The sequence below is a fragment of the Corallibacter sp. genome, from assembly GCF_048381695.1.
Taxonomy (GTDB): domain Bacteria; phylum Bacteroidota; class Bacteroidia; order Flavobacteriales; family Flavobacteriaceae; genus Corallibacter; species Corallibacter vietnamensis.
Genome location: NZ_JBLXHI010000002.1, coordinates 1 through 25,836, shown reverse-complemented (window position 1 = coordinate 25,836; position 25,836 = coordinate 1). Strand labels below are relative to the sequence as shown.

22 protein-coding genes are annotated in these 25,836 nt (G+C 30.6%); 12 read left to right on the top strand and 10 right to left on the bottom strand.

Annotation, left to right across the window (positions count from 1 at the left end; genetic code table 11):
* The first annotated feature begins 55 nt into the window (after nt 1-55).
* The 7 genes from ACN5J3_RS03835 (at nt 56) to ACN5J3_RS03805 (ending at nt 7,514) form a co-directional block, all read left to right on the top strand.
* Nucleotides 56-1,048: a DNA-directed RNA polymerase subunit alpha gene (locus ACN5J3_RS03835; RefSeq protein WP_417290204.1), complete on the top strand. Its 993-nt coding sequence runs from the start codon at nt 56-58 to the stop codon at nt 1,046-1,048.
* Between the two features lie 61 nt (nt 1,049-1,109).
* Complete coding sequence (gene rplQ / locus ACN5J3_RS03830) at nt 1,110-1,583, top strand: 50S ribosomal protein L17 (protein ID WP_418508372.1); 474 nt, start codon at nt 1,110-1,112, stop codon at nt 1,581-1,583.
* A gap of 89 nt (nt 1,584-1,672) precedes the next feature.
* The gene (locus tag ACN5J3_RS03825) at nt 1,673-2,392 is read left to right on the top strand and encodes a hypothetical protein (protein WP_418510843.1); all 720 of its coding nucleotides are present in this window, start codon (nt 1,673-1,675) and stop codon (nt 2,390-2,392) included.
* 112 nt (nt 2,393-2,504) lie between these two features.
* Nucleotides 2,505-3,608, top strand: coding sequence for a glutamine-hydrolyzing carbamoyl-phosphate synthase small subunit (gene carA / locus ACN5J3_RS03820; RefSeq protein ID WP_418510842.1), 1,104 nt, complete (start codon nt 2,505-2,507; stop codon nt 3,606-3,608).
* 157 nt (nt 3,609-3,765) lie between these two features.
* On the top strand, nt 3,766-5,058 hold the full coding sequence (gene eno / locus ACN5J3_RS03815; RefSeq protein ID WP_418510841.1) for a phosphopyruvate hydratase: 1,293 nt from the start codon (nt 3,766-3,768) through the stop codon (nt 5,056-5,058).
* Nucleotides 5,059-5,246: 188 nt separating this feature from the next.
* The gene (locus ACN5J3_RS03810; RefSeq protein ID WP_418510840.1) at nt 5,247-6,533 is read left to right on the top strand and encodes a citrate synthase; all 1,287 of its coding nucleotides are present in this window, start codon (nt 5,247-5,249) and stop codon (nt 6,531-6,533) included.
* Between the two features lie 66 nt (nt 6,534-6,599).
* Nucleotides 6,600-7,514 carry a dimethylarginine dimethylaminohydrolase family protein gene (locus ACN5J3_RS03805; RefSeq protein WP_417290453.1) on the top strand — a complete coding sequence of 305 codons (915 nt, stop codon included), beginning with the start codon at nt 6,600-6,602 and terminating at the stop codon, nt 7,512-7,514.
* A gap of 1 nt (nt 7,515) precedes the next feature.
* Here ACN5J3_RS03805 and ACN5J3_RS03800 read toward each other — a convergent pair whose 3' ends face one another.
* From ACN5J3_RS03800 to lysS, 3 genes are all read right to left on the bottom strand, one after another.
* A complete protein-coding gene (locus tag ACN5J3_RS03800) occupies nt 7,516-8,043 on the bottom strand; it encodes a YceI family protein (RefSeq protein WP_418510839.1) in 528 nt (175 codons plus the stop codon).
* Between the two features lie 87 nt (nt 8,044-8,130).
* A complete protein-coding gene (locus tag ACN5J3_RS03795; RefSeq protein WP_418510838.1) occupies nt 8,131-10,194 on the bottom strand; it encodes a response regulator in 2,064 nt (687 codons plus the stop codon).
* A gap of 67 nt (nt 10,195-10,261) precedes the next feature.
* A complete protein-coding gene (gene lysS / locus ACN5J3_RS03790) occupies nt 10,262-11,956 on the bottom strand; it encodes a lysine--tRNA ligase (protein WP_418510837.1) in 1,695 nt (564 codons plus the stop codon).
* A 148-nt stretch (nt 11,957-12,104) separates the two neighbouring features.
* Between lysS and ACN5J3_RS03785 the strand changes: the two genes are divergently transcribed.
* Nucleotides 12,105-12,263, top strand: coding sequence for a YqaE/Pmp3 family membrane protein (locus ACN5J3_RS03785; RefSeq protein ID WP_344725767.1), 159 nt, complete (start codon nt 12,105-12,107; stop codon nt 12,261-12,263).
* 29 nt (nt 12,264-12,292) lie between these two features.
* The gene (lipB, locus tag ACN5J3_RS03780) at nt 12,293-13,009 is read left to right on the top strand and encodes a lipoyl(octanoyl) transferase LipB (RefSeq protein ID WP_418510836.1); all 717 of its coding nucleotides are present in this window, start codon (nt 12,293-12,295) and stop codon (nt 13,007-13,009) included.
* 92 nt (nt 13,010-13,101) lie between these two features.
* Here the strand turns inward: lipB and ACN5J3_RS03775 are convergent, their stop codons facing one another.
* The 3 genes from ACN5J3_RS03775 to ACN5J3_RS03765 form a co-directional block, all read right to left on the bottom strand.
* On the bottom strand, nt 13,102-14,151 hold the full coding sequence (locus ACN5J3_RS03775; RefSeq protein ID WP_417290452.1) for a nucleoid-associated protein: 1,050 nt from the start codon (nt 14,149-14,151) through the stop codon (nt 13,102-13,104).
* 103 nt (nt 14,152-14,254) lie between these two features.
* Nucleotides 14,255-14,812, bottom strand: coding sequence for a hypothetical protein (locus ACN5J3_RS03770; RefSeq protein ID WP_418508365.1), 558 nt, complete (start codon nt 14,810-14,812; stop codon nt 14,255-14,257).
* A gap of 180 nt (nt 14,813-14,992) precedes the next feature.
* On the bottom strand, nt 14,993-15,418 hold the full coding sequence (locus ACN5J3_RS03765; RefSeq protein WP_418510835.1) for a lipocalin family protein: 426 nt from the start codon (nt 15,416-15,418) through the stop codon (nt 14,993-14,995).
* A gap of 168 nt (nt 15,419-15,586) precedes the next feature.
* Between ACN5J3_RS03765 and ACN5J3_RS03760 the strand changes: the two genes are divergently transcribed.
* Both ACN5J3_RS03760 and ACN5J3_RS03755 read left to right on the top strand, forming a co-directional pair.
* On the top strand, nt 15,587-16,156 hold the full coding sequence (locus tag ACN5J3_RS03760; RefSeq protein ID WP_418510834.1) for an RNA polymerase sigma factor: 570 nt from the start codon (nt 15,587-15,589) through the stop codon (nt 16,154-16,156).
* A 1-nt stretch (nt 16,157) separates the two neighbouring features.
* Entirely contained in the window at nt 16,158-16,895 is a 738-nt protein-coding gene (locus ACN5J3_RS03755; RefSeq protein WP_418510833.1) for a tetratricopeptide repeat protein, read from the top strand.
* Here ACN5J3_RS03755 and ACN5J3_RS03750 read toward each other — a convergent pair.
* The 4 genes from ACN5J3_RS03750 to ACN5J3_RS03735 all read right to left on the bottom strand — a co-directional run bounded on the left by ACN5J3_RS03750 (nt 16,892) and on the right by ACN5J3_RS03735 (nt 23,504).
* Nucleotides 16,892-19,654: a CHAT domain-containing protein gene (locus ACN5J3_RS03750; RefSeq protein WP_418510832.1), complete on the bottom strand. Its 2,763-nt coding sequence runs from the start codon at nt 19,652-19,654 to the stop codon at nt 16,892-16,894. The two genes, ACN5J3_RS03755 and ACN5J3_RS03750, sit on opposite strands and share 4 nt — an antisense overlap.
* Before the next feature lie 62 nt (nt 19,655-19,716).
* Entirely contained in the window at nt 19,717-20,349 is a 633-nt protein-coding gene (locus tag ACN5J3_RS03745; protein WP_418510831.1) for a hypothetical protein, read from the bottom strand.
* Between the two features lie 88 nt (nt 20,350-20,437).
* Nucleotides 20,438-22,873, bottom strand: coding sequence for a ribonuclease HII (locus ACN5J3_RS03740; RefSeq protein WP_418510830.1), 2,436 nt, complete (start codon nt 22,871-22,873; stop codon nt 20,438-20,440).
* Nucleotides 22,874-22,904: 31 nt separating this feature from the next.
* Nucleotides 22,905-23,504: a ribonuclease HII gene (locus tag ACN5J3_RS03735; protein WP_418510829.1), complete on the bottom strand. Its 600-nt coding sequence runs from the start codon at nt 23,502-23,504 to the stop codon at nt 22,905-22,907.
* 69 nt (nt 23,505-23,573) lie between these two features.
* On the opposite strand from ACN5J3_RS03735, the gene ACN5J3_RS03730 reads away from it, so the two are divergent.
* The gene (locus ACN5J3_RS03730; RefSeq protein ID WP_418510828.1) at nt 23,574-25,541 is read left to right on the top strand and encodes a putative porin; all 1,968 of its coding nucleotides are present in this window, start codon (nt 23,574-23,576) and stop codon (nt 25,539-25,541) included.
* Nucleotides 25,542-25,836 lie beyond the last annotated feature (295 nt).

Sequence of the window (25,836 nt, the reverse complement as noted above, 5' to 3'; positions counted from 1 at the left end):
CTTCTTCAAACTTATAAACCGCGCAACCAAGTAACAATTAAAACGAAGAAACAATATGGCAGTATTTAATTTTCAAAAACCAGACAAAGTAATCATGATCGATTCTACTGACTTCGAAGGTAAATTCGAATTCAGACCATTAGAACCAGGTTATGGTTTAACAGTTGGTAACGCTTTACGTAGAGTATTACTATCTTCTTTAGAAGGTTTTGCAATTACATCAGTAAGAATAGAAGGTGTAGATCATGAGTTTTCAACAATCGCAGGTGTTGTAGAAGATGTTACAGAAATAATCTTAAACTTAAAACAAGTACGTTTTAAAAGACAAATTGATGATGTAGATAACGAATCAGTATCTATTTCAATTTCTGGACAAGAGCAAATAACAGCTGGTGATTTCCAAAAGTTCATTTCAGGATTTCAAGTATTAAATTCAGATTTAGTAATCTGTAATTTAGATCCTAAAGTAAACATAAATATGGAGTTAACTATTGAAAAAGGTAGAGGTTATGTTCCTGCAGAAGAAAACAAAAAAGCTTCAGCACCAATTGGAACAATTTTTACTGATTCAATTTATACACCAATTAAAAATGTTAAGTATAGCATTGAGAATTACCGTGTAGAGCAAAAGACAGATTACGAAAAATTAGTTTTCGAAATCATTACAGATGGTTCTATCAATCCTCAAGATGCTTTAACAGAAGCTGCCAAAACATTAATTCACCACTTTATGTTATTCTCTGATGAGAGAATTACTTTAGAAGCTGATGAAATCGCACAAACTGAAACATATGATGAAGAATCATTACATATGAGACAGTTATTAAAAACTAAATTAGTTGACATGGATCTTTCTGTGCGTGCGCTTAACTGTTTAAAAGCTGCTGAAGTAGATACATTAGGTGATTTAGTATCATTCAACAAAAATGATTTAATGAAGTTCCGTAATTTCGGTAAAAAATCTTTAACAGAGCTTGAAGAGCTTGTAAACGTTAAAGGACTTAATTTCGGTATGGATTTATCAAAATATAAATTAGATAAGGATTAATTAATCATATTTTGCTCCTCGAAATTAACGAGTTTGGTAGCAAGATGATAAAACAAAAGTCATGAGACACGGAAAAAAAGTAAACCATTTAGGTAGAAAAACAGCTCACAGAAAAGCAATGTTAGCTAATATGGCTTGTTCTTTAATAGAGCACAAGCGTATTAACACTACAGTAGCAAAAGCAAAAGCCTTAAAGCAATTTGTAGAGCCTTTAGTAACAAAGTCTAAAGAAGATACAACACATAACAGACGTATTGTTATGTCTCGTTTAAGACAAAAAGAAGCTGTTGCTGAATTGTTTAGAGATGTTGCTCCTAAAGTAGGTGATCGTCCAGGCGGATATACTAGAATTATTAAGTTAGGAAATCGTCTAGGTGATAACGCTGATATGGCAATGATAGAATTAGTTGATTACAACGAGATCTATAATGCTGGTAAAGCGAAAAAGAAAACAACTCGTAGAAGTAGAAGAGGTGGTTCTAAACCAGCAGCTGCTCCAGTAGCAGAAACTAAAGCTTCAAACGAAGAAGAATAAAATTAAGTTTTTTTTAAGAAAAGGTGAGCCATAAGGTTCACCTTTTTTTTTAATTTTAGCATTCCACAAAAAAAGAAAATATAATTATTATGATTAAAAAAATTTTAGCTATCCTATGTATTTTAGTTTCTAGCCAAGCGCTATTTGCTCAACATGGGCAAGCGCCTGTAGGACAAAGCCTGCAGTCTAATTCATTTGGTGAAACCATGAATGCATTAAATTCAAGAGGTAGTTGGTTGCCACCATTAGGAAAAAGAAACATTGTAGATGGAACTCCTTTTGCATTTGAAGGAAGTGACAATAAAGTAATATTATATACTAAAAAAGGAGACGCTTATAAAGTGCCAAAAGGTAATTATGATGCCCAAAGAGGTGTTTTTGTGTCATCTTTTACAAAAGATTCAACATTTGTTTTTAATAATAGAGACGTTGATTACGCTCTTATTAATAACAAAAAGATGGTTAGACTTTCAGATGCTGTAAATTCAAATGGAAAATTCTATTTAGTTTTAGCTGAAAATCAATCTACAAGTATAGTAAAGGAGTTTGAAGCAAAAATAATTCCTGGTGCTATCAATCCTTTAACGCAAGAAAAAACATCTAATGACAGATATTACTTAAGTGAAGATTTACTAATCTATAAGGATAATGAGTTAGATAAACTGAAACTAAACAAAAGAGTTATATCTAATTTATTCTCTGATAAAGAAAAAGAGATTAAAGCATACATCAAAGAAAAAGATTTAAATATTAAGGAGTTAAGTGATTTCTTGAAAATTTATACTCATTATAACTCGCTTAAATCTTAAGTAAGATGAAAATTAAAAACACTATAAAAACATATTTATTATAGTAATAAAAAGGATAAACATTTTAGTTTATCCTTTTTTTTATGCAATTTTGCAAAACCCTTTTTTAGAAATGAAATACAACAAACGAGACAAAGCCATAATACTCCTAGCAGATGGTACAATTTTCCACGGTAAATCTATAGGAAAAAAAGGAACTGCTTTTGGCGAAGTGTGTTTTAACACAGGAACAACAGGATATCAAGAAATATTTACAGATCCTTCTTATTTTGGTCAATTAATGGTAACAACCAATGCCCATATAGGAAACTATGGTACCTTAACTGAAGAAGTTGAGTCTAATTCAGTAAAGATTTCAGGGTTAATTTGTAAAAATTTCAGCTTCAACTATTCAAGACCTGCAGCAGATGCATCTCTAGAAAGTTTTTTTGAAAAACATAACGTATTAGCCATATCTGATGTTGATACGAGAGCTTTAGTAAGCTATATTAGAGATCATGGTGCTATGAACGCAGTAATATCAACTGAAGTAGATGATATAGATAGCTTAAAAGAACAATTACAGTCTGCTCCTGAAATGAAAGGATTAGAACTAGCATCTAAAGTGTCTACAAAAGAAGCTTATTATTTTGGTGACGAAAATGCGACTTACAAGATTGCTGCTTTAGATATAGGTGTGAAAACTAACATTCTACGTAATTTAGCTAAACGTGATGCCTACATAAAAGTATTCCCTTATAATGCAACATTTGAAGAAATGAGCGCATGGAATCCTGATGGATACTTTTTATCAAATGGTCCTGGAGATCCAGAACCACTTGTAGAAGCACAAAATTTAGCTAAAGAAATTATAAAACGAGATTTACCACTTTTTGGTATTTGTTTAGGACATCAAGTCATAGCTTTAGCAAATGGTATTTCTACTTATAAAATGCATCATGGGCATAGAGGTATTAACCATCCTGTAAAAAACTTGATAACAGGAAAAGGAGAAATAACTTCACAAAACCATGGATTTGCTATTAATAGAGAAGAGACAGAAAATCATCCTGATATTGAAATAACACACATACATCTTAATGATGAAACAGTAGCAGGAATTAAAATGAAATCTAAAAATTGTTTCTCGGTACAATACCATCCAGAAGCTAGTCCAGGACCTCATGATTCATCCTATCTATTTGACCAGTTTATAGATAACATAAAAAATAAATAGTAATAGAACCTCAAAGAAATTTAATTTTCTTTGAGGTTTTTTTATTACGAAAACATTATCGTAACATTTAATCATAATAATATATTAGTAGAGATTATTTAGAGTAACAATTTTGTAAATTTGTTACTAATTAAAACCAATTAATTTTTAATAACAAATGAGTATTATAACAAACATTCACGCAAGACAGATTTTAGATTCAAGAGGAAATCCAACAGTAGAAGTTGATGTGATTACAGAAAATGGTATTATGGGAAGAGCAGCTGTTCCTTCAGGAGCATCAACAGGAGAACACGAAGCTGTAGAGTTGCGAGATGGTGGAAATACTTATATGGGAAAAGGTGTAGCCAAGGCCGTAGAAAATGTTAATACAATTTTAGCTCAAGAACTATTAGGAGTTTCTGTTTTTGAACAAAACTTAATAGATCAAATTATGATTGAGTTGGACGGTACACCAAATAAATCAAAGTTAGGAGCTAATGCTATTTTAGGCGTGTCTCTAGCAGCAGCAAAAGCAGCAGCAAACGAATTAAGAATGCCTTTATATAGATACGTTGGTGGTGTATCAGCCAATACACTTCCTGTGCCTATGATGAATATCATTAACGGAGGTTCTCATAGTGATGCGCCAATTGCGTTTCAAGAGTTTATGATTATGCCTGTAAAAGCAAAAAACTTTACGCATGCAATGCAAATGGGAACTGAAATTTTTCATAACCTTAAAAAAGTACTTCATGATAGAGGTTTAAGTACAGCAGTTGGTGATGAAGGTGGTTTTGCACCAAACCTAGAAGGAGGAACTGAAGATGCTCTAGATACTATAAAAAAAGCAGTAGAAAAAGCAGGTTATACATTAGGTGATGATATTATGATTGCTTTAGATTGTGCATCTGCCGAGTTTTATGTAGACGGTAAATACGATTACACTAAATTTGAAGGAGACAAAGGCCAAGTAAGAACTAGCCAAGAACAAGCTGATTATCTTGCTCAATTAGCAGATAAATATCCTATTATCTCAATAGAAGATGGTATGGATGAAAACGATTGGGAAGGTTGGAAATACCTAACAGAAAAAATAGGAAATAAAGTTCAACTAGTAGGAGACGATTTATTTGTAACAAATGTAGAGCGTTTATCACGTGGTATAGAAAATGGAATAGCAAACTCTATACTAATAAAAGTAAACCAAATAGGTACTTTAACAGAAACAATAGCAGCTGTTAATATGGCTCACAATGCTGGTTATACTTCAGTAATGTCACACCGTTCAGGAGAGACTGAAGATAACACTATTGCAGATTTAGCTGTAGCCCTTAATACAGGTCAAATTAAAACAGGATCGGCTTCACGTAGTGACCGTATGGCAAAATACAACCAATTACTTCGTATTCAAGAAGAGTTAGGAACTGTAGCTTATTATCCTCAAGAAAAAGCTTTTAAAATCAAATAAAAAAATTAGTTCTATCATACAAAAAGAAGCGGTTATTAAATTGTTAATAATCGCTTTTTTTTTATCAATTTTAATAATATGATTATTGTTAAAACCTTTGTTAACATGCTTTATAAATCGTGATATATTTCTTAAATTTGTGAAGTTCAATACAGATAAAATTAAACTAAAAATTTTACATAATAAATATGACAGATAAAGCTACTTTGGAGATAAACGGAGAGAAACACGAATTTCCGTTAATAGTTGGAACAGAAAATGAGGTAGCCATCGATATTAAAACACTTCGTGGTGTTACCGGAGGCGTAACAACAATTGATCCTGGATACAAAAATACAGGCTCATGTGAAAGTGCTATTACTTTTCTTGATGGTGAAAAAGGAATTTTAAGATATAGAGGATACTCTATTGAAGAATTAGCTGAAAAAGCTAGTTTTTTAGAGGTTGCTTATTTACTTATTTTTGGAGAGTTACCAACACAAAATCAACTAGATAAATTCCATAGTGATATAAAAGCGCAATCTGTTGTAGATGACGATGTAAAGAAAATATTAGATGCATTCCCAAAATCAGCTCACCCAATGGGAGTTTTATCTTCTTTAACAAGTGCACTAACAGCATTTAACCCATCTTCAGTAAATGTAGATTCTGAAGAAGATATGTACAATGCAATTGTTAGAATATTAGGAAAATTCCCGGTATTAGTTGCTTGGACAATGCGTAAGAAAAAAGGACTTCCTCTAGATTACGGAGATAGTTCTATAGGATATGTTGAAAATGTCTTAAAAATGATGTTTAAACAACCTAATGAAGACTACAAAATGAACCCAATATTAGTAGACGCATTAGATAAACTATTAATATTACATGCAGATCATGAGCAAAACTGTTCTACATCTACAGTTAGAATAGTAGGTTCATCTCATGCAGGTTTATTTGCATCATTGTCAGCAGGTATTTCTGCGCTTTGGGGACCACTTCATGGTGGAGCAAACCAAGCTGTTTTAGAAATGCTAGAAGCAATCAAAGAAGATGGAGGCGATACTAAAAAATACATGGGTAAAGCAAAAGACAAAGAAGATCCATTCCGTTTAATGGGATTCGGTCACCGTGTTTATAAAAATTTCGACCCTAGAGCAAAAATCATAAAAGTAGCAGCTGATGAAGTTTTAGGTGATTTAGGTGTTGAAGATCCAATTCTTGATATAGCAAAAGGATTAGAAAGAGAAGCGCTAGAAGATGATTACTTCGTAAAACGTAAACTATATCCAAACGTAGATTTCTATTCAGGAATAATTTACCGTGCTATGGGAATTCCTGTAGAAATGTTTACAGTAATGTTTGCATTAGGACGTTTACCAGGTTGGATTGCTCAATGGAGAGAAATGAGATTACGTAAAGAGCCTATAGGTCGTCCAAGACAAATATATGTAGGAGAAAATACAAGAGATTTTGTAGAAATTAGCAAAAGATAACTTATTTTAACAACATAAATAAAAAGCTTCATAAGCAACTATGAAGCTTTTTTTATACATTTAATTATGCTCAACTTAAACGTAAAAAACGAAACATCAAGATTACGCGCCGTTGTTTTAGGAACGGCAAAAAGCAATGGTCCAACTCCAACTATAGAAGAAGCCTATGACCCTAAGTCATTAGAGCATATAAAAGCAGGAACTTATCCTGTTGAAGCTGATATGGTAAAAGAAATGGAAGCAGTTGCCGCTGTTTTTGAAAAGTATGATGTCACTGTATTTAGACCAAAAATCATTGAAGACTACAATCAAATATTCTCAAGAGACATTGGTTTTGTAATAGATGATAAGTTTGTTGAAGCAAATATTTTACCAGATAGAGAGCAAGAATTTGAAGCTATAGAACACGTATGGTCTCAAGTGCCTAAAGAGCAACGAATAAAATTGCCAGAGCACTGCCATATTGAAGGTGGTGATGTTATGTTGTATAACGACTATATTTTTATAGGAACATACAGAGGAGCCGATTATTCTGATTATATCATTGCAAGAACCAATATGGAAGCAGTTGAAGCAATGAAAGCGTTGTTTCCTCATAAAAAGATAAAATCCTTTAACCTTCGAAAGTCAAATACCAATCCTAGAGAGAATGCTTTACATTTAGATTGCTGTTTTCAACCTGTAGGAAAAAATAAAGCCATTTTGCATAAAAATGGGTTTCTTGAAGAGGAAGAGTATGAGTGGTTATTTAATTTCTTTGGAAAAGAGAATGTTTTTGAGATTGATAAAGAAGAAATGTATAATATGAATAGTAACATTTTTTCTATCTCTGAAAATGTTGTAATCTCTGAAAAAAACTTTACACGTTTAAACACCTGGCTTCGTAGTCAAGGAATAACCGTTGAAGAAGTTTCTTATTCTGAAATAGCAAAACAAGAAGGCTTGTTGCGTTGTAGTACAATGCCTCTTATTAGAGACTAAACTACTGTTTTACCACGCAATTTATGCTGACTTCAGCTTCATGGCCAACTCTAAATGAGCCAAAGTCTTCACCAATATTATAGTCAAGACGAAGCACTTGAAAAGTACCTTTAAACGTGTTGTTAGAAAACTTGAAAGGAATTTCAACAGTTTTTGTAATACCATGCATTGTTAATTCTCCTGTTGTAGCATAGTGATTATCTTTTGTGGTAATATTTGTAGACTTAAAACATATTTCAGGGTATTTCTCAACATTAAAAAAGTCATCACTCTTTAAGTGGTTATCACGCTTTTCATTGTTTGTGTCAATAGTGGTTGCATCAATACAAATATTAAAGCTTGAGTTTTCAAGGTCGTTTTCGTCAAAATTGAAATCACCTTGCATACCTGTAAAATCACCATTGACTTTAAAGAAGCCACCACCAGTAATTTTAAATGTAACCACAGAAGCATTTGTGTCTATAGTTTGTGCCATTAAAACAGTGAAAGGCATCAAAAGTAGGCTAAATAAAAATATTGTTTTTTTCATAGCATAAAGGTTTTTCTCTTGTAAGCTACTTAAAAATACAAATTTCAAATTGAAATGTTTTTACAAACAGAATTTTTTAACCATTAATTAAGTAAAGTACGTAGCAATTAATCTGTATAAACGCTCTTTAGTAAATGGCTTTGTAATATAATTATTCATGCCACTATCTAAAGCTTTTTGAATAGCGGTTGATGTTACATTTGCAGAGAGACCAATTATAATAACATCAGAGTCTTGTTTACGTATGATTTGTGTGGCTTCATAACCATCCATTTTTGGCATATGAATATCCATGAGAATAAGATGGTATTTATTTTCTTTAAACTTGTCTAAAGCTAATTGACCATTCTCAACACTGTCAACATGTATGCCTATATCTTCAAGTAGTTTTCTTAATACAATAACATTAATTTTGTTGTCATCAACAACTAGTACGTTAAGTTTAGGAAGTTTAAAGTTCTCATAAGTCTCTCCAAATTGATAAGATTGCTTTTCAGAGATTTCCATAATTCCAGTAAAAGTGAAGATACTTCCTTTGTTTTCACAACTATCAACTGTTATAGATCCATTTAATAATTCAGCGAAGTCTTTACTAATGGCTAACCCTAATCCACTACCTTCATGCTCTTTTTTAAGGCTGCTTTCAATTTGTGTAAATCTATCAAATATGGTTTTTAATTTACTTTTAGATATCCCAATTCCAGAATCTTTTACTTGAATTTTAATACTTAATTTTTCTTCAATCTTTTCTTCCTTATAAGTAACTTCAACGCCTCCGTTTACTGTAAACTTAAGAGCGTTTTTTAATAGGTTTGTAATAATTTGCGAATATTTATTCATATCGCTTATTACACTATAGCTTTCATTATTTAGAAACGATAAGTTTATATAAAGACCTTTTTGTTTAAAATGGTATTCATAAGTATCAATAAGTTCTTTAAGTTTTTCTGAAGGGCAGAACAAGTGCTTTTCTAATATAATATTACCAGATTCTATTTTGTGTATTTCTAAAATATCATTAACAATAGCTAATAAATTATTAGAAGATTTATCCATTAGCGCTACATATTCTTTGTCACTTTCTTTAAGATTACTGCTTTTTAATACTTGAATAAAGCCTAATATAGCATGAAGCGGTGTGCGTATTTCATGGCTCATATTAGATAAAAAATCTGTTTTTGCTTTTGAAGCTTGCTCGGCTTTTTGTTTCTGTTTGTTTAGTCTGAAATTAACATTAGCTAATTTTTTATTGATAGATAAGGTTCGTTTAGTTTCTCTCAAAGCCTTTAGGTAAAAGTAAATTAGCATGCTTATTAATAAGGATAATATAAAGCCAAATAAAAGCATGTAATTTATAAAAGCACGTTTGTTGGTTAAAAACAATAGCTCGTTAGTAGGGTATAGTTTTAGATTCCAAAACTGCTTGTCTAAATAATCTATGGTTAAATCGCTTTTATAAACAAAGCTATCGTCTATTAAAGCTCTGTTTTTAGTGTTGTATTCATAAAATAGTACACCTTTATTGTCTCGTAACTCAATGGCGTAGTCTTTTAAGCTAGTAGAAAAAGTATTAAAACTATGGGTGAAGTCCATTCCTGCACTTGCAGTTCCTTGAAATGTATTATTATAATATGTTGGAATATCTATAAGAAAAGCATAGCCGCCTTGTGTCATTTTTGACCAAGGTGTAACGTTTATAGAACTATCAATACTATGAGATTCCCACTCTTTTTTACGATAATCAATTTTTGATATATCTAGATTTAAAGCAGCTTCATTACCTTTTAAAGGGTTAATTTTTCTAATAACCAAAGAGCTGTCAATCCATTCAACAAACTTAATTGCATCAGATTGTTTAAGAATAGTATTTACTTCTTTATCCCAATATTTATGATAATCTCCATTTGTAAACTCTAATCTGTTTTTTAAGTTTTCAAGTTGAATAATCTCCTTGTTAATGTGAGCGATAAACTCTTGAGTAGTTAATTCTCCAGTAAGTTGAATTTGCTGTTTAACCCATACCTGATAGTCATCAATAGATTTATCCCAAATGGTAATAACCAAAACAGCTATTGAGGTTAATGCAAGAATAGGTAAAACAAATATTCTTTGTAAAACCGCATCATAAATTTGGGACATGTTAATCTTCATGAGTACTAAATACTATTTAAAAATATAAAAAAGGAACTGTAAAAAAAAACAGTTCCTTTTTTATTGTTTAGAAAGCTTCTACAAACAGATTTTCGTCTGTTTTCTCTACTTTAGCAAGCTTGTTTTTTGTCAACTCTTTTATGGTTTTATCCCATTTTTTATTGCTTAAACCAGATTGTGTTTTTAACTCTACAAGTTCTAATTTTTCAGCCTTTTTTAGAAGTTCTAAAACAGCTTTTGCGTCGTCACTTATAGCTAGAGGTTTTTTTTCAGGTCTCATTTGTGGGAAAAACAAAACTTCTTGTATAGATTGATTATTGGTTAAAAACATAATTAATCTATCCATACCAATTCCCATACCAGATGTAGGAGGCATACCATACTCTAAAGCGCGTAAAAAGTCAAAATCTATAAATTCTGTAGCTTCATCATCGCCTTTTTCAGCAAGTTTTAATTGGTGCTCAAAGCGTTCACGTTGATCTATAGGATCATTTAATTCAGAATATGCATTGGCTATTTCTTTACCACAAACCATAAGCTCAAAACGCTCTGTTAATTCAGGGTTGTCTCTGTGCTCTTTACAAAGCGGACTCATTTCTTTTGGGTAATCTGTAATAAATGTTGGTTGAATGTAGTTGCCTTCACACTTTTCACCAAAAATTTCATCAATTAGCTTTCCTTTCCCCATAGTTTCATCAACTTCAATCCCCATACCTTTGGCAGCTTCACGAATTTCAGTTTCGCTTTTACCAGTTATGTCAAATCCGGTAAAATGTTTTATAGAGTCAGCCATTGTTACACGTGCATAAGGTGCTTTGAAATCTATTTCATGATCTCCAAAAGTAACTTTTGTAGTACCGTTTACAGCCGTAGCACAATGCTCAAGTAATTGTTCACAAAAATCCATCATCCAGTTGTAATCTTTGTAGGCAACATAAATTTCCATAGCTGTAAATTCTGGATTGTGCGTACGATCCATACCTTCATTTCTAAAGTTTTTAGAAAATTCATATACACCATCAAAACCACCAACTATCAGTCTTTTTAAATATAACTCATTAGCAATTCGCATGTATAAAGGAATATCTAAACTATTATGGTGCGTTATAAAAGGTCTTGCTGCAGCACCACCTGGAATAGGTTGTAAAATAGGCGTTTCTACTTCAAAATAACCAGCGTTATTAAAGAAATTACGCATGGCGTTAAATAGTTTGGTACGTTTTACAAAAACGTCTTTTACATGAGGATTTACAACAAGGTCAGCATAGCGTTGTCTATAACGTTGTTCTGCATCAGTAAAAGCATCATGAACTTTACCATCAGCATCTACACGAGGTTGAGGTAATGGTTTAAGAGCTTTGCTTAATAACGTAAAGTCTTTTACCATAACCGTTTTTTCGCCAACTTTTGTTGTGAAAAGCTCTCCTGTAACACCAATAAAATCACCTATGTCTAGGAGTTTTTTGTATACGGTATTGTATTTTGTTTTGTCGTCACCAGAACAAATTTCATCTCTATTAAAATATACTTGAATTCTGCCTTCACTGTCTTGAAGTTCAGCAAAGCTAGCATTTCCTTGAATACGACGCGACATCAAACGACCGGCAATAATAACCTTTTTTCCTTCTTCAAAATTATGTTTGACTTGTTTAGAAGTTTCTTCAACAGGAAATAAATCTGCTGGATAAGGGTTGATACCTAATTCGCGTAATTTTGAGAGCTTGTCTCTACGTACTAATTCTTGTTCTGATAATTGCGACATAAATAAATTTGAATTGTATAATTTTATGAAGCTACAAAGATAATTACTATTCGTTAGGATTTCAATTTATTATATTGGAAATATATGATGTAACAATTAGTAAATTATGTAGACATATAAGTACATCAATCATTAAAAACAAATCAATATGGGATTTTGGAGAGTGCTCCTTTCAATATTATGCCCGCCTTTAGCCGTTATAGACAAAGGTTGTGGTTCAATTTTAATTGTATTTTTATTGTGGCTTTGCGGCTGGGTTCCGGGAGTTATAGCTGCTTTAGTCATTTTAAATAACCCTAATAGATAAGCCAAGAATTTTCCGTAATTTTGTATTCTATGAATAAGAAAGTAGAATTACAGGAATTAGGCCATAAAGATTATAAAGATACTTGGGATTACCAAGAGACTTTATTTAAAGGAATTGTTGATACTAAAATAAAAAATAGGCGAGAAGATGCCAATCTTGAAACGCCTAATTATTTTTTATTTGTAGAGCATCCACACGTATACACTCTTGGTAAGAGTGGCGATATGTCTAATTTACTTATTGATGAGAAACAGCTTGCCGAAAAAAATGCTGTTTTTTATAAAGTGAATCGCGGCGGAGATATAACTTATCATGGTCCAGGACAAATAGTAGGGTATCCCATTTTAGATTTAGACAATTTTTTTACAGATATTCATAAATATTTGCGATTTCTTGAGGAAATGATCATTCTAACTTTGGCAGAATATGGTTTGAAAGCCGAGCGAAGTCCTGGAGAAACAGGTGTATGGTTAGATGTTGGGACACCTTTTGCTAGAAAAATTTGTGCTATGGGCGTTCGTGCAAGTCGTTGGGTAACCATGCATGGTTTTGCTTTAAATGTGAATGCTGATTTAGGATATTTTGACAATATGATTCCTTGTGGCATTCGTGGTAAGGCAGTAACATCTCTAAATGTAGAACTAGGTAAAAAAGAAGTTTCTATTACTGAAGTGAAAGATAAATTACTAAAGCATTTTGTTAATCTTTTTGAAGCAGAGATGAAGTTTCAAGAAGAAAAAGTCTGATTTTTTACTCAATGCTTTGATAGATATTGTATCTTCAATTATAAAAAAACGAAGCAATAAAAAAAAGCACCAATTAATATGGTGCTTTTTTATTATCCTTCAGCATTAAAAAATACTTTGTAGTAATGCATTTTCTTTTCTTCATCATACCCACGTTCTAGATATTCACTAGAGGCTTCAGGGGCATCAATATCTAGTTTTATTTGTATGTTAGTATCTAGTTTAATTTCTGTTTTTATTTTTTTCTTCTCTTTTTTTACAACAGCTTCAGCAACATCAAATTGATTGCGAATTACAATATCCATTTCACTTTCAAATGATTTTTTATAGTCATCAAAAAGTGTTTTATGTTTGTCTTCTTCAAAAATCTCATCTTTAAAAGTTTCAACATTTACGGTTTCATGATCTTTAAAAAAATCTATGGTTTTTGCCAAGAAATTGTTTTGTTCTTGGTTGCCATAACTTGTTTTTAAAACTTCTTCAGAAAAATCTTTACATAATGCTATATACTGTTGTGTATGGCTATTGGCATCATCAGCATATTTAATGTTTAGGAAATGATTGGTCCAATAATGCGCATCGTAATTGTTATTATCTGCACTTAAAATAATACGTCCTTCTGTATCGCTTTGATTTAAAATTAAGCAACCTTTATCTACTTTTTTAGAGCTAATGCCTTTTTGTACAACAACATCATAACTGTTATTTTCAAGATAGGTTTGAAAGAAATTAACCTTATTTTCAATTTTAAAAATCCCTAATGCGTTTGTGGTAATTTCATTAAACTCGATACCTTCAAAAAGCACCACCAAAACATCTCCAGTTTTTATTTGTGCAGAATTAGATTGCTCAAATAAATGTTTTACAATATGTTTTGAGGTTTCAATAAAAGCATCATCATCTGTAAAAATTTGTGAGCTATAGGTGTTTATTTCATTTAGTGAAATATCTGCATGATGATTAAAACGATAGCTTTGCACAGCAGAACCAAATGGTCTTAATAAAAATGGAAGCATAAGGTCATAACTAGCTTCATCAAAATGAATTTCGTTTTCTGAAAACGCATTTTTAGTACTGTTGAATTTGTTTCCTACTTTATGTAATATGCATTTAGCAATAGAGGCGTTTCTACGTGAGATCATAATCTGAAAAATTGAGATTACAATACTAATCATTTCGGTAATAATAGTCATAAAAAAACCGAAGGTTTTAACTTCGGTTTTTTAAAAAGTATTGTTAGAAAGATTATGGTTCTAATTCAAAATGATTTACAACTTCTTTATAAGACATTTTTTCAAAATTAACTTGACTTTTTGAAGTTGTGTTCCCTGGAACTAAAATATATCTAAACGTTAACCCTGGTTCTGTCTCTAAATCGCTAACGTTTGTTTGGTTTGCAAAAAGGACTAATGAATTTTCTACACCTTCACTAGGAACATTAGCTAAAGCAAATCTAAAAATGTCTTCAAATGGTAGCGGATGGATTATATAGTCACCAGTTGGAAGTGTTTGTCTAACATACATCATGGCAACACCGCCGTTATCAATAAATTCTTGATAGTTAGGGATGTCTATAGCCATGTAACCATAGTCGTTTGGACCATTAGTGTAATCAAATTGGATTTGAAACCAGTCTGAAGATACTACATTAGCATTCCCATCTTGACCTGCAGGGCCTTGTTCACCTGGCAAACCATCACGACCGTCTTCAGGTGAGCATGATATTGTAAATGCCATAACAAAAGCTAACATTAAATACGTTGTTGTTTTTACGGTTTGTTTAATTGTTTTTGTAAGTTTCATAATTTTAAAAGTATTATTGATTAATATGCTCTTTTATGTGTTTTTCTTTATGAAGGTTAACATTTGTACTAAAAAAGTTTTTACATGAAAAAGCCAAAAATTTAGGTCTCGCTATAACGTAAACTTTTGGCATAATCAACTAACTCAAAAAAACTAAATTATTATACGTTCTGTTTTTACTTATTTTTCTAATGTTGTAGTCATTGTACCAGAAGATATTTCTTGAGTAATTATTAATCTGGTATCTGAAATGAATTCTATATTTAGGTTACTAGTATCTGTACCAATTGTTACTTGAATGATACTGTCATCTATTAATTGATATGTAACTGAGTTTATACCGTTAGATTCACAAACATCAGATGAGTTGATTCTGAAATCCTCTATCAATAAAGTGTCTAAATCTATAAATTCAAGGTAGGATTGTTTTTGGCAATCATCTAATGTGCTTTCAGAAGATGAAACCCAATACCATTTTCCTGATATTAATAAATCTTGTGTAGTTGGTTCTGGCTGAATTTGTGGTTGAAAATTATCATCATCATTACTACAGTTTAATACCAATAGTGTGATTAACATAAAGCTTAAGAGTTTTAAAATTTTCATTGTTTTAATTTTTAAAGTTTAACTCTTTATGCTTTATTTTTTTTAAGGTTAACATTATTTCTAGAATAATTGTAAAATGATTGTTTTGGGTAGAAATGAGATATTCTGACTAAAAAAAATTAAATTAGCAGCAAGAAATTGTTAACCTTTTAAGTTTCTTTCTATTAAATGGTAAATAAGCACGCAGATAGTTTTCTTAAAGAATTAAAGCAAGGCTCTAATGCTGCCTTTAGGCAGGTTTATGAAGAAAATAGAGACAAGTTTTTAAATTATGCCAAGCGATATAATTTATCTGAAGATGATAATATTGATATCTATCAAGATGCTTATGTAATATTTTACAACAACATTATAAGTGGTAAAATAGAACGTTTTACAAGCAGTATTTCAACCTATTTATTCAGTATAGGAAAATATTTAATACTTGATAAGATGAGAAAAGATAAAAAGAAAGTAGGTAACAATTTTGACTTGTCTTTAGTAGGCGATCAAGATGCATTGATAACTAATATTGATATGCATGAGCCAGAACTAACAACAGAACAAAAGCTCCTTCAAACCCACTTTAAATCTTTAGGAAAAAAGTGTCAAGAACTTTTAACCTTATTTTATTATAAAGGTTTTACTATCAAAGAAATTTTAGAGTCTGGAGATTATAATAGCGAGAATGTTATAAAAAGTCAGAAATCAAGATGTATGAAAACATTAAGGGAACGTATAAATTCTAATACCATATAATATGAATAAACAGGATTTATTATATCGTTACTTTTCAAAATCTTTAACACCAAACGAAGAGCACGTTTTTGAAAACCTATTAAACACTGATGCGGAATTTAAAAAGCAGTTTGAGTTTGAAAAAAATTTAAAGCAGGTAATACAAAAAGAAGAAAGCAAAAAACTTAAAGCTAAACTGCAAGATTTTGAAAAAGACATTATAACCAAGACTTCTTCAGAAAAAACAACTCAAAATATATTTAATTATAAAAACTTTGCCATAGCAGCAACTATAGCTTTGCTAATGGGTTGGTTTGGATACAATACTTTTTTTAACACAAGTTATAACGACTTATATCAAGACAATTTCAAGGTTTATCCTAATACTGTTTATACCATAACAAGGAGTGATGATAATAATACAATAGAGCGTCAAGCTTTTGTAGCTTATGAAACAGAAGATTACCAGCTAGCAATCAATAAATTTAATGCCATTCCTGAAACTGAAAAGAATAGTTACCTAACGTTCTATAAAGCTCAAGCGTTTTTGAAATTAGAAAATCTTAAAGATGCCAAGTTGTTGTTTGAAGAAGTTATTGTAAAAGATAGAGACTTTGTTGCAGAATCTCATTGGTATTTAGCATTGATTTACTTAAAAGAAAATGATAAAGAAAATACACGTAAGCAATTAAAATTACTTATTTCAAATTTTGATTATAATAAAAGTAAAGCCAAAGATTTATTAGACAAAATAAATTAAGATCGTTTCTTTTTATATGTAATAAACCCCAAAAGGATAAAAATAGCCATACCAGAAAGTATCCAAATAAAATAGTTTGTGTTAGTTATAGCAGTAGTGTTACCAGAAATTACAAATCCAGACCAATAGTAAGGATGTGATAAGTTGTTTTCATTATTTTCTTTTATAAAAAATAACTTGGCTTTTTGAAGCGCTTCATTTTTGGTTTTTCCTTTTGATAAAAGTTCGTAAAAACGCGCCATGATTTCTGAAGATGTCCCGTCATTAATTTTCCATAGTGTGCTAGCTATACTAGAAGCGCCACTAAAATAAAAACCGCGAGCCAAACTCATAAAGCCTTCACCACGTTTTAAATTACCAATACCACTTTCACAAGCACTTAAGGTTACAAGATTGGCATCAAGATTAAGGTTATACAAGTCACTAACATATAATAAGTGCTCTTGGTTAGAAACTGGTTCAAAAGCCAAATAAGAGAATTCTGGATTAGCATCATTTACAATTGCGTGCGTAGCTAAATGTAACATTCCGAATTTTTGATTTTCTAAATCAAAGTTTTTTAAAGTAGCATTATTACCAGAAAACATAACGCCATCAAAGTAACTTAAAATAGATTCCGCTTCTTTTTTGTTGTTAGGTAATGGCAGCAAGTTTTCATTTGAAGGATTTGTAAAACTAGGAGCAAAAGCAAGTAGTGCGTTGTTTTCTTTTTTGTTTTCTAATAATTGAAAAAATAGGGTAGCAGAATTTGAGTAACTAATAGTTTTATCTTGAATTAAATAATGCAAACCATCTTTTTCTGTATTTAGACTACCAAAAGGAATGTAGTTAAGAAGGCCATCAGGAATAATTACAAGGTTTTTATATTCTTCATGTTTGCTTGCTATTGGGTTTAAAATAGTATTGTATAAGTTATATGTGTTTTTTGCTAGTGCCTTAATATCAGATTTAGGATTACTAATATCTTTATAAGTACTTACTATAGATTCATTAAAATGGTTTGACAACAATACTTTGTTAAAAGAACACGCGTTTTTATCTATTGAAATAATGTACAGCGCATTTGTTCCAAAAAAGTAAGAAACTAAAACAGTATCATTTTTTAAATCATTCTGAATGTTTTTTAAACTAGAAACTTGAGTATTGTATTTTAAATCATAATAAGATTTATAATTGGTTTCAATGGTTTTTATATGTTGTCTGTAAGATTCCTTTAACTGAAAAAGCTGTTCTCTTTCAAGGTCTGTAACTTGTTTCTTTGAGTTTAATCGTTTCTCAAGACTACTTATTTCAGATTTTAATTGTTTTTCTTGTTCTAATAAGGTTTCAGGAACAGCACCAAAACGTGTTGCTTTTGCACTCAAAAGCGCTTCAAAAAGTAAAATGTTCTTGCTTTTCTCTGAATAAAAAAAGGCTTGTTCTATATACTTTTGGTTTAGGCTATTCTCATATAAGTTATATGTAGCTTCCATTCCGGATTCAAATAGGGGAAAAGCATCTTCAATTAAAAGAAGTTTATCTGCTTCACTTTTAAAAGAAGGCTTTAAACTGTCTAATGTTTTTATACCTGAATTTACTGTTTGAATAGATTTGTTATAGCTTGTTGTTGTATTTTCAGCATTAAGTATTGCGGCTTTATCTTTATATAGTTTAACTAAAAGTGATTTGTTTGAAAAAGCATCAATTTTGTTTGTCAAGATATTGATGCCAGAATTAAAGTTTTCAATAGCCTTTTTGTGCTTTTTGTTAGCCGCATATAATAATCCTATTTTTTGATAATAGGTGGCAATTTCAGGATGAGGTTTATTTTGCCATTTATCTTGAGTTAGTTTTAATGCCGTTTTATAAGCTTGTAAAGCCAAATTGTCGTTTTGTTCAGATTTGTAAAGTTCAGCTTTTATGTCATAATACTTATTCCAAAATGGATGAGAATCGGTAAGGTTTTTACTTAATATATCCAGATATAATTTTGCGCTATCTGGTTGTTTCAAATTTATGTGGTTTAAAGCCAAAATTTGAGAAATAGAAATAATGCTGTTTTTGTTTCCTTGATTATTTAAGTTGTAGTTGAGCGCTTTTTTAAAATAACCGTTAGAGGCGTTGTAATCTTTTGTGCGTCTTAACAAATCTGCCAATAAGCTATAGTTTGCATAAAGCGAAGCTTTATCATCAGGCTTTGTTTTAGATATAAACCGAATGTTTTTGTTGTAAAATTGTTTTGCTATATCATACTTTCCTTCTTCAGAATTCATTTTAGCAATAAAATTATAAGAACCCGAAAGAAGATCTATAGCGTCTTTTGTTATAAGTGAATCTGAAACTTGTTCTATTTGATTAATTATTTTTTGAAACACTTGCTTTGAAACTTTATAGTTATTTGTTTCAAAATGATAAATTCCGGTGTCGTACAAATAAGAGTTTTGGTAATCTGTATAATTAGGAACGGTTTTTAAGTAAGCTTCATGATTATTAAAAATACTATCTAAAGCATTTAAGTTAGATCTCATTTTGCTTAAATTATAGTTGTAGCTAGCAATTCTATTTATACTAACTAATGAGGCTATAACATTTTCCCATTCTTCCTTCTCTATATATATGTCTTTTATTTTATTAAAGTAGTAGTAAGCAGAATCCTGATTGGTATAAAAGTGCGTATATCCTTTTTGAATTAAAATGTTTACATCTTGAGGATTGTTTTCTTCTTGCGCATTTAGATTAAGCGTCAATAAGAGAATAAAAATGTAAATGATTTTTTTCATAAAAAAAGCTTTCAATACGTTTTGTACTGAAAGCTAATATACAAATAATTAAACCTGATAGGTTATGGTCTTATATAGCCATTAATTTGATAAGAAGTTTCTATGCCTTCAGTATCAGTTTTATTTACAACGATAAAAACATCACCAGTATAATCAGGATCTAAATCTATATTTTGAAATTGTGTTTCAGCTTCAAATCCAGGAACAGGTTGTAATTCTGAATTTTCAGTAGATCCTACTAAAATCTCTTGGTTGTTATAAATGTAAACGTTTAGAGTTGCTACATCAATATCACAAACTATATAATCTAAATTTATAGGCATACATGTTCCTGTTGTTGGGCAAGGCGGCGGCGGCGGCGGTAAAGGAACGCCTCCAATTGGGCGAGGTCTTATTCTTTCTAACTGATCTGTAAGTAAAGATTTTGTTAATAAGGCTTCTTCTAAATCGGCTTCGGTTTCTGCGCTTCCTTGACCATTATCTATAATGGCTTGCAAGGAGTCTATTTCAATTTGAATATCGGCAATTTGAACATTAAGGTATTGCCTTTGCATGTCTCCTTCATAAGAATAATTGCTTTCGTTTAAAAAAGCTTGTTGTACTGGTAAATTATCATCATTGTCTTCACTACAAGAAGTGGCATAACTAAAGCAAAGCATAATTGCCAGTAAATAAAATAAGCGGTTTAGCTTCATAATATTGTTTTTTATTATTTAATGTTAGCGAAGTAATAAAGTTAACATATTTTATTAATATTTTTTTGAGACTATATACTTCAGAGTTTTAATTTATCTGATAAAGCAAAATAGAATTATCATCTCCTTTAGTTACAAACTCAAGATTTCTATCAGAATCAATGTTGTCAAGTTCAATTTTTGAGTTTCCGTACACTGGGAAATTTGAAATAGACTTGGCTTGGCTATCAAATAAATAAATCTTTTTAGATTGTAAATCTGTTATAGCTACATAGATTTTGTCATTTATATAGTAAATTTCAGGTTTACTATAATTACCATAATCCATTTCTAGAGTTTTAGACTTAATGGTTAATTTGTTTTCAGATTGCGCAACTAGTGTTTTACTTGTTGAGGTAATATGGTGCAAGTCTGTTAAGTTAATATTTTGAGAAGCTGTGTTTCCTTGTGTGTCTATAGTTATTAATGCTCCATTTTTTGACGTAGTTGTAAATTTACCATTATATAAGTATATGGCTTCGCTAGAGTAGGAGTAACTATTTTTTAGCTGCACACGTGTTTTTCCTGTTCTGTCTAAAATGTGAAGCTTGTTGTCTGTTTTTACAAGTATGTAATCTTTTCTTCCTATTCTGATATGTTGAGGTTGATGATTAATTACATCGTCAGCATTTTTAAATGTAAAGCCTTTTACAGTTTTTCCGGCATCGTCATACATTAAAATGTTTTTACCTTGTGTTATTAGTAATCTGTAATTTCTGTTGTTGTCATAATCAAAAACAGATAAAGGTTGTGTGATGTTATCATTAAACTTTAATGGAAATGGTGAAACATCTTTTCCGTTTCTATCTAAAACATAAACACGATTAGGTGTTGCAAATGCTAATTGAAGTCGACCGTTTTTATACATGTCTATTTGTTCAATCTTCCCTAAAACGGCTCCTTCTAATTGTTTTTTCCAAAGCACTTTGCCTGTATTTGAAATAAGGTACAAGTTGTTTTTTATATCTTGAACAACAATATCTTTTCCATGAGTAAGATGATTGGTAACAAATTGTGGATTATTAAGTATGTTGTTACTTAATTTTAAACTGAATGATTCACTAATTGAGTTTTCTACAGCTTTAGTTTTGCCTTTTTGAATTACAGCGTTTACATGAGAAAAATCAGTGTCATATATATATTGTATAACGGTAGATTTATAATTGTCTAAATTAAAACCGATGGATTCACCAATATGTGTTTCAATAAAGGTTTTTAATCCGTCGTTGTTAGATACAAACATTAACGAAGCTTCATCAGTAATACGTGATTTTATATTGTCGTAATATGAGCGGTCATTTAAGGTTGTGCTGTTTTGGTGGCTAGCAATTATGTTTTGAAGAAGCTCTATACTATCTGAAAAAATAAAAAAGGTATCTATAATACAATATTTGGTTGCTGCTTTATAGTTTATAAAAGGTGTAAAATTTTCATAAAATAGCTCGGGCTTATTAAAACTATAAATAGGAACTTGTCTATATGTTTCTATTTCTAGTTCATTTTCAGATAGGGCATCTTGTGTTGAGGTTTCATCTAATGAGTTTAAAACGACTGCTTGGTCGTTACCATAATATATAACACCAGTTTCAATAACATTATCAAATAGAAGTGTGTTTGATTGTAAAGAGTCCTTTTTATTAAAATGCTGCAAATTTTGTTTTAAAGTATTGTAATTATCAAAAGTAAAACTTAAAAAGCCATCACTATTTGCAGGTGTTATATTAGCAAGTTGGTTTTCTTGAGGTTTTGTGTTTTTAAAAACGTTTATTAAGCTTTTTGTTGAGTCTGTAGCTTTTGTTATACCGTTTATAAAAATATCATCTTGTTGTAAATCTACATCTAGCAGAAAATAGTTGGTGAAATTTTTTAAACCTGTTGTATCGTTCAATGTTGTTTGAAGCGTTTCATTATTTTGTTTATTGTTTATTAAAACTGAAAGTTGACTATTGTTTCCTGAAGAGTCTAATAATGAAACAAGCTCTTGGTTTGGCTTTTTTATGTTGATAGTTTGCTCAAGAAAATCTTTGTTTGAGGCTCCTATAAAAATACTGTCTTTAATAACACTATATAAGGTTTCATTATTAATAGTTGTTTTCCTGTAGGTGTTACTTTTTGTTTTAACAGTTTCTACCTTAATATCAGGAAGCGAATCTATGTTAAATAGTGATGGATGGTATTTGGTTATAATACTATATTGTAAACTATCACTAGTATCATTTGCAAAACAAAGCAACACATCATCATTTGTATTAAAGTGTTGTATTGGGCTTACAATGTTAGATAGTTTTTTATAAACATTGGTTTCAGAAGTTTTTTTTAAAAGATCGTTATTGTTTAAATTACTTTTTAAGCTTTCAAGATTAGAAACCTTTAATATATATGTAGCATTTTCAGGGATGAAATCTGAAGGTTGCTTTAAGTTGCGGTCAGTTTTGCAACTTGTAATTAATAAAATAATGCTTAAAAAATATAAATGTGATTTCATTAAATAGATAGGTTTGTACAAAGATATAAAGTTATAGCTCTAATTTTAATTGTTCAGGTAATAGTCTAAACGATTTCCTATGATAATTAGTAACCCCATGTTTTTTTATAGCTTCTCTATGTGTTTTTGTAGGGTAACCTTTGTTTTTTCTCCAATCATACATAGGGAATTCTTCATGAATGCCCTTCATATAATCATCACGATACGTTTTTGCTAATACCGAAGCCGCCGCGATAGACAAGTATTTACTATCACCTTTTACTATAGTTTCATGGTTTACATTATTAAAAGGTTTAAACTTGTTGCCATCAACAATAATAAAGTCAGGATTAACCTGCATGTTTTTTATAGCTTCATGCATAGCAAGTATAGAAGCATTTAATATATTGATGTCATCTATAGTTTCCGGAAAAACATGAGCAACGCCAAAAGCAAGCGCTTCTTTTTCAATTATAGGTCTAATTAACTCGCGTTTCTTTTCAGATAATTGTTTAGAGTCGTTTAGTATATCATTTTTAAAGGTGTCAGGCAAAATTACAGCAGCAGCAGTAACAGGACCGCAAAGGCAGCCTCTGCCAGCCTCATCTGTTCCACATTCTAGTTTAAAACCTGAATAATTTAACTTGAGCATTTAAATAATTCTTAATATAATAGCGTTATTGTAAATTGTATTTACCTTTGCAAGGTCGAAAAAATAATTATGAGGAAAATATTTTTAGCATTTTTTTTACTATGCCTTTTTAATTTTGGGTTTTCTCAAACAAAGCCAACACTTTCAAATAGTCCAGGAACCATAAGAAATTTATCTGCAGAGGATACTTTAAGCAGAGGTTCAACTAGAAGCACAAGTAACGAGAAAATAAAAAACCTTGATGCTAAAATAGAGCAATACCTAATTATTTCGGCAGAACGAGATACTACAATAGTTGATACAAGCTTGACTATTCAGCGTTATTATAAATTTAATTACTTAAGACGTGATAATTTTGGCTTAATGCCTTTTAATAATGTAGGTAGAAGCTATAACTCGTTAAATTACGATTTTGAGAGCACCAAACTTATGCCACAGTTTGGAGCAAGAGCACGCCATTTTAATTATATGGAAATAGAAGACATTAATTATTATGATGTGCCAACGCCATTAACAGAGCTTTATTTTAAAACAGCTTTTGAACAAGGGCAACAAGTAGATGCATTCTTTACCGTAAATACATCTAGACAATTAAACTTTTCATTAGCTTATAAAGGTCTACGATCTTTAGGAAAATATCAACACGCACTTACAAGTACAGGAAACTTTAGGTTCACTACAAGTTATAAAACTAAAAACAAACGTTACATAGCAAATGCGCATATAGTGATGCAGGATTTGCTTAACGAAGAAAACGGAGGTTTGGTTGATAGCAATATTGAATTTTTCGAATCAGGAGCTCCAGAGTTTCGTGATAGAGCCGTTTTAGCAGTGAATTTTGAAAATGCCGAAAACATTCTAGAAGGTAAGCGTTTTCATTTAGACCATCAATACCATATAACAAAGCCTCAAGATTCATCAGCAAATAACTTAAACATAAGACACATTATATCTTTAGAAGATAAGTTTTTTGAATATAGACAAACAAGAGCCAATGAATATTTCGGTACAGCCTTTATTCAAAACAATATAAAAGAACGAGTAACTCTAGAAGACTTTTATAGTCAGCTTCAATTAAATTATAATAATGTTACATTAGGAAGTTTCCAGGTTAATGTTGGCTACGATAATTATAACTATGGTTATGATAAAGTTGTTAGACTAATTAATCAAGATATACCAAATAGGTTAAAAGGAGATGTTGTAACATTAGGAGGTAAATACAAGAAACAATTTGGTAAGTTTTTATTAAAGGGAGAACTTCAAGCAAATGTTTCAGGAGATTTTGATGGAAACTACTTTTTAGCCCAAGCATCATACCCAATTACAAAAGGAATCAATTTAAGTGCTAAAATAAACCATAGCTCTAGAATGCCTAATTATAATCAGTTATTATATCAAAGCAGTTATAGAAACTATAATTGGAGTAATAACTTTAAAAATCTAGAGACTCAAAAGTTAGAGTTTAAAATAAGCGCACCAAAAATAGCCAACATAACAGTTGATGCTACAACAATAAATAACTATACATATTTCAAAAAGAATAAAGATTCTAACTTAGTTAAGCCTTTTCAAAATGATAAAACAATAAATTACATAAAGGTAAAACTCTCTAGAGAATTTAAATTAGGCAAGTTTGCTTTAGATAACACTATAATGTATCAAAAAGTAGACGATGATAATGCCGTGCTTAATGTTCCAGAACTTGTAACAAGAAATACACTGTATTATTCTGATTATTTATTTAAGAAAGCGTTGTTCTTACAAACAGGAGTAACCTTTAACTACTTCTCAAAGTATCATATGAATGCTTATGATCCTTTGTTAGCAGAATTTTATGTGCAAACCAATCAAGAATACGGAGGATTCCCTAGGTTTGATTTCTTTATAAACGCAAGAGTTCAACAAGCTAGAATATATTTAAAAGCAGAACATTTTAACGCTGCATGGACAGGATACGACTTTTATTCTGCGCCAAACTATCCATATAGAGACTTTGTTATAAGATTTGGTCTAGTATGGAACTTCTTTTTATAAGCTTTAAGTAACCCGCTCTATAGTATTTTAGTTTTGTAGTTTACTATATATAGAGGTATAGATTTAAAGTGTAGTATAAGGTTTTTATTGATTTAAGGAGTATAATTTAGGGTCTATATAAAAAGGATTAAAAAAACTTTATCATTAACATATTGTAAACAAGGTTTTTAATGGTTAAGGTTAAAAAAAAGGCAAAAAAAGGTTAAAAAAAGTTTGTTATAAAGTAAAAAAGGGTTGTATATTTGCAGCCGCTAAAAACGGTAGCGTTTACGGCGAAGTTCATAAACAGGCTGTT

Coding starts and splice junctions, on each gene's coding strand:
- ACN5J3_RS03800 (WP_418510839.1), bottom strand. CDS start 8,043: ATGAAAAAAACAATATTTTTATTTAGCCTACTTTTGATGCCTTTCACT.
- ACN5J3_RS03760 (WP_418510834.1), top strand. CDS start 15,587: ATGGTAAATAAGCACGCAGATAGTTTTCTTAAAGAATTAAAGCAAGGC.
- ACN5J3_RS03730 (WP_418510828.1), top strand. CDS start 23,574: ATGAGGAAAATATTTTTAGCATTTTTTTTACTATGCCTTTTTAATTTT.
- ACN5J3_RS03805 (WP_417290453.1), top strand. CDS start 6,600: ATGCTCAACTTAAACGTAAAAAACGAAACATCAAGATTACGCGCCGTT.
- ACN5J3_RS03750 (WP_418510832.1), bottom strand. CDS start 19,654: ATGAAAAAAATCATTTACATTTTTATTCTCTTATTGACGCTTAATCTA.
- rplQ (WP_418508372.1), top strand. CDS start 1,110: ATGAGACACGGAAAAAAAGTAAACCATTTAGGTAGAAAAACAGCTCAC.
- carA (WP_418510842.1), top strand. CDS start 2,505: ATGAAATACAACAAACGAGACAAAGCCATAATACTCCTAGCAGATGGT.
- ACN5J3_RS03785 (WP_344725767.1), top strand. CDS start 12,105: ATGGGATTTTGGAGAGTGCTCCTTTCAATATTATGCCCGCCTTTAGCC.
- ACN5J3_RS03775 (WP_417290452.1), bottom strand. CDS start 14,151: ATGATCTCACGTAGAAACGCCTCTATTGCTAAATGCATATTACATAAA.
- ACN5J3_RS03735 (WP_418510829.1), bottom strand. CDS start 23,504: ATGCTCAAGTTAAATTATTCAGGTTTTAAACTAGAATGTGGAACAGAT.
- ACN5J3_RS03765 (WP_418510835.1), bottom strand. CDS start 15,418: ATGAAAATTTTAAAACTCTTAAGCTTTATGTTAATCACACTATTGGTA.
- ACN5J3_RS03835 (WP_417290204.1), top strand. CDS start 56: ATGGCAGTATTTAATTTTCAAAAACCAGACAAAGTAATCATGATCGAT.
- lipB (WP_418510836.1), top strand. CDS start 12,293: ATGAATAAGAAAGTAGAATTACAGGAATTAGGCCATAAAGATTATAAA.
- ACN5J3_RS03755 (WP_418510833.1), top strand. CDS start 16,158: ATGAATAAACAGGATTTATTATATCGTTACTTTTCAAAATCTTTAACA.
- ACN5J3_RS03810 (WP_418510840.1), top strand. CDS start 5,247: ATGACAGATAAAGCTACTTTGGAGATAAACGGAGAGAAACACGAATTT.
- eno (WP_418510841.1), top strand. CDS start 3,766: ATGAGTATTATAACAAACATTCACGCAAGACAGATTTTAGATTCAAGA.
- ACN5J3_RS03795 (WP_418510838.1), bottom strand. CDS start 10,194: ATGAAGATTAACATGTCCCAAATTTATGATGCGGTTTTACAAAGAATA.
- ACN5J3_RS03770 (WP_418508365.1), bottom strand. CDS start 14,812: ATGAAACTTACAAAAACAATTAAACAAACCGTAAAAACAACAACGTAT.
- lysS (WP_418510837.1), bottom strand. CDS start 11,956: ATGTCGCAATTATCAGAACAAGAATTAGTACGTAGAGACAAGCTCTCA.
- ACN5J3_RS03825 (WP_418510843.1), top strand. CDS start 1,673: ATGATTAAAAAAATTTTAGCTATCCTATGTATTTTAGTTTCTAGCCAA.
- ACN5J3_RS03740 (WP_418510830.1), bottom strand. CDS start 22,873: ATGAAATCACATTTATATTTTTTAAGCATTATTTTATTAATTACAAGT.
- ACN5J3_RS03745 (WP_418510831.1), bottom strand. CDS start 20,349: ATGAAGCTAAACCGCTTATTTTATTTACTGGCAATTATGCTTTGCTTT.